Source organism: Microcystis sp. M49636_WE2 (assembly GCF_030065375.1).
In the GTDB taxonomy this organism is placed as follows: domain Bacteria; phylum Cyanobacteriota; class Cyanobacteriia; order Cyanobacteriales; family Microcystaceae; genus Microcystis; species Microcystis aeruginosa_C.
The window spans coordinates 1-3,550 of sequence record NZ_JASJFG010000887.1 but is presented as its reverse complement, the minus strand read 5'-3'; the positions used below and the strand labels follow the sequence as shown (position 1 = coordinate 3,550).

Annotated in this window: 4 protein-coding genes; 2 read left to right on the top strand and 2 right to left on the bottom strand. The window is 44.0% G+C overall.

The annotated features are described in order from the left end of the window. On the bottom strand, positions 1 to 515 hold a 515-nt coding region (locus tag PX484_RS20330; protein WP_288105294.1), incomplete at its 3' end, for an RNA-guided endonuclease InsQ/TnpB family protein. Between the two features lie 128 nt (positions 516 to 643). On the opposite strand from PX484_RS20330, the gene PX484_RS20325 reads away from it, so the two are divergent. Together PX484_RS20325 and PX484_RS20320 are read left to right on the top strand one after the other, a co-directional pair. After that, a complete protein-coding gene (locus tag PX484_RS20325; RefSeq protein WP_002800920.1) occupies positions 644 to 2,149 on the top strand; it encodes a Ycf46 family AAA ATPase in 1,506 nt (501 codons plus the stop codon). A gap of 12 nt (positions 2,150 to 2,161) precedes the next feature. Continuing rightward, entirely contained in the window at positions 2,162 to 2,644 is a 483-nt protein-coding gene (locus PX484_RS20320) for an SH3 domain-containing protein (protein WP_002800919.1), read from the top strand. A gap of 166 nt (positions 2,645 to 2,810) precedes the next feature. Here the strand turns inward: PX484_RS20320 and PX484_RS20315 are convergent, their stop codons facing one another. Further along, complete coding sequence (locus PX484_RS20315) at positions 2,811 to 3,284, bottom strand: phosphate-starvation-inducible PsiE family protein (RefSeq protein WP_002800917.1); 474 nt, start codon at positions 3,282 to 3,284, stop codon at positions 2,811 to 2,813. Positions 3,285 to 3,550 lie beyond the last annotated feature (266 nt).

Here is a 3,550-nt window from a genome sequence, read left to right as displayed (position 1 = left end):
TTAATCGTTGGGTCATCAAATCTTATTGAGATATGCCAACGTCCTGAGGGATGTAATCTGACTGTTACTGTGCTTGGTTCACAAGCTTCTGGTATTTGTCTTGACCATCGAATAGGTAAGGGTTCTGTGCATTTAGCTAAATAGATTTGTCTGTCTTTAAATTTAAAAGCAGACTTGGTAAATTCGGCACTTCCTCCCTGATGTTTTTTCTTAAAGTTAGGATACTTAGTACGACCAGCAAAGAAATTAGTAAAAGCTGTTTGTAGGTGTCTTAACCCTTGTTGTAAAGGTACACAGCTTACTTCGTTTAAAAAGTCTAATTCTTCTTGTTTTTTCCAATCGGTCAACATTGAAGAAGTTTGAACATATCCTACTCTTTCTTGTCTTTCATACCAAGCTTGTGTTCTGACATGGAGAGCTTTGTTGTAAACTAATCTTACACAGCCCAAAGTGCGCCGCAATAGCGACTCTTGTTCGGGTGTTGGGTAAAATCGGTAAGAATAGGCTTTTTCCATGTCTCACATTTTAGCATATATTTTGTAAATGCGCTAATATTTAACAGTAAAGCCGTCGTAGAACGACGGGGTTTCAGACCCAAATTTTCGATGACGATATAAATAGCAAAAACTATAGACGAATAGCTATGAGCTTTGGTGAAGAATTTGAATTACTGCTGCGGGCCCGTTATCCTCTCATCTATACTACCACCCTAGAAGAAGAACGTCTGGAAAAAGCGATCGCCGATATTGCCAAACAGAGCAATAACCGTGCTGTCTATGTCTGGGATTTTGTGGATGGTTATCAAGATAATCCCAATAACGAGAACTTTGCTCGGCGTAATCCCCTGCAAGCTCTTGAATTCGTCGAAAAGCTGCCGACTAACATCGCCGCGATCATAATTTTACGCGATTTCCAGCGCTTTTTAGAAGATATTGCCATCGCCAGAAAATTGCGAAATCTGGCCCGTTCTCTGAAATCTCAGCCCAAAAACCTAATTATCGTCGCTCCCGAACTGTCTATCCCCTCGGATCTAACCGAAGTAATCACCGTCGTCGATTTTCCCCTCCCCAGTGGCGAAGAAATTAAACAGGAAATCCAGCGATTAATCGCCGCCACCGGACAACCCGTCAAAGAACCACTCCTGGATGAATTAGTGCTTTCTGCCCAAGGATTATCCCTAGAGAGAATTCGTCGGGTTTTAGCCAAATGTTTAGCCAGTCACGGCAAAATTGAGCCAGAGGACGTGGAATTAATTTTGGCAGAAAAACGCCAATCGATTCGTCAAACCCAGATATTAGACTTTTATCCCGCCACAGAGCAGATTTCTGACATCGGCGGCCTAGATAACCTCAAAGATTGGCTGATTCGTCGCGGTGGTGCCTTTAGTGAACGCGCCCGCGCCTACGGTTTACCCAATCCCCGGGGTTTACTATTGGTGGGAATTCAAGGGACGGGTAAATCCCTGACAGCGAAAGCTATTTCCCATCATTGGCACTTACCCCTACTGCGTCTAGACGTGGGGCGTTTATTTGGCGGATTGGTGGGAGAATCGGAATCGCGTACCCGTCAGATGATTAATCTCGCCGAAGCTTTAGCTCCCTGTGTGCTGTGGATAGACGAAATCGATAAAGCTTTCGCCGGAGTGGATGGGAAAGGCGACGGGGGAACCACCGGGCGGGTTTTCGGGACTTTTATCACTTGGTTAGCCGAGAAACAATCGCCGGTTTTTGTCGTCGCTACAGCTAATAACATCCAATCTCTGCCCCCGGAAATGTTGCGAAAAGGACGCTTCGATGAGATATTTTTTGTCGGACTACCTAGCCAAAAGTCCCGCGAGGAGATTTTTAGCGTTCATTTGGGGAAAGTGCGGCCCCATAATCTGAAAAGTTATGATATAAAGCGATTAGCCTACGAAACTCCCGATTTTTCGGGGGCAGAAATCGAACAAACCATCGTGGAAGCGATGCACATCGGGTTTAGTCAAAATCGCGACTTTAGCACCGATGATGTGCTTGAGGCCGCTAGTCAGATTATACCCCTGGCTCGCACTGCCCAAGAACAGATTCAATTTCTACAGGATTGGGCTAAGTCCGGTAAAGCTCGTTTAGCCTCTCGCGATGATCGTTTTAATGTCAATCCTAACAGTTAATTTAGCACCAATATGAAGCGTTTATCCGGTTTATTGCAATTTATGCTCGGTTTTGTCATGGGAGTGGCGATTTTGGTCGGTGGGGCTACTGCTGTCGCCTATATGCTTCTCTCCGGTATGAATTCTAATCCTCCTAAACCCGTCTTTACCGAGGAGAAAAAAGAGGAAACTAAGGAGGAAAAAGCTGCTAAACCCCAAGCTGAGGTGAAAGAGTCTCCCACAGCTGCACCAGCACCAAAAGCTTCCCCGAAACCCAGTCCCGAAGAAACAAAAAGAGAAACCAAATCCGAGGGTTATCAAGCGCGGGTGACATGGCAAAGCGGTTTAAGTTTGCGCTCTGAACCTACCAGTGAATCGACTCGTCTCGGCGGTCTGGATTATAATACTAAAGTCAGTGTGGTGGGAACCAGCAGCGATGGCCAATGGCATCGCGTGCGTCTGTCCGATGGTCGCGAAGGTTGGATTAAAGCGGGTAATATTTCTAGAGTCGAGTAAATATTTAGAAGGGTTAGGTTTTAGGTTTTCTAAATCTACCCCTTTCCCTAATCAGTAATTGGACAAAGTTAAATTGACACTCTGGAAGGAGAGAACCCCAGAACTGCTCAACTCCAGAAGTCAAAAATATCTGTGATTAATCCTGTCTGGGTACTTAATCACTACTTCAAGAGCGATTATCGCGATTAACTTTTCTGATTAACCAATAACTTGCCGCTAAAGCTAAGGTTCCCACAGTGAGGGCAATTAAATCATCTTTACTGTATTTATTGGGGTCAAAAATAATAATTTTTCGAGAGATGGCAATTAAAGCCGTAACTACGACTAATTCAACCTGTACGATGTGTTTTCTTAGGTAAGCAGTGACGTTTTCTAATAACTCTAAAGCGATCAAAATATTGAGAAATAATCCGAAGATTTCAATTAAAGTTTTACTAAAAAAACCGACGGGTTCCGTAGTAAATAGGTCTTTGATTAGGATAACTACTAGGTCATAAAGAGAAACAATAATAACAACAATTAAGGCTACGGATAAAACCTTAGAAACTATGTTTTCGATGAGATGAATCGACCTCATGAAATCTTCATCGCGCCATTGTTGACCAAAATTGATAAGTAGTTTCCGTATCTGTTTGAGCATGATCGATTAAGTAAAAAGTAAAAATTATTATTGTATTTTATTGCTAATTGTTCTATTTAGTTGACAAGTAAGTATATCCCCCCTTGATAAAGGGGGTGCTGATCTCCCCTTGATCCCCCCTTAATAAGGGGGGTGCTGATCCCCCCTTGATCCCCCCTTAATAAGGGGGGTGCTGATCCCCCCTTGATCCCCCCTTGATAAGGGGGGTGCTGATCCCCCCTTGATCCCCCCTTGATAAGGGGGGTGCTGATCCCCCCTTGATCCCC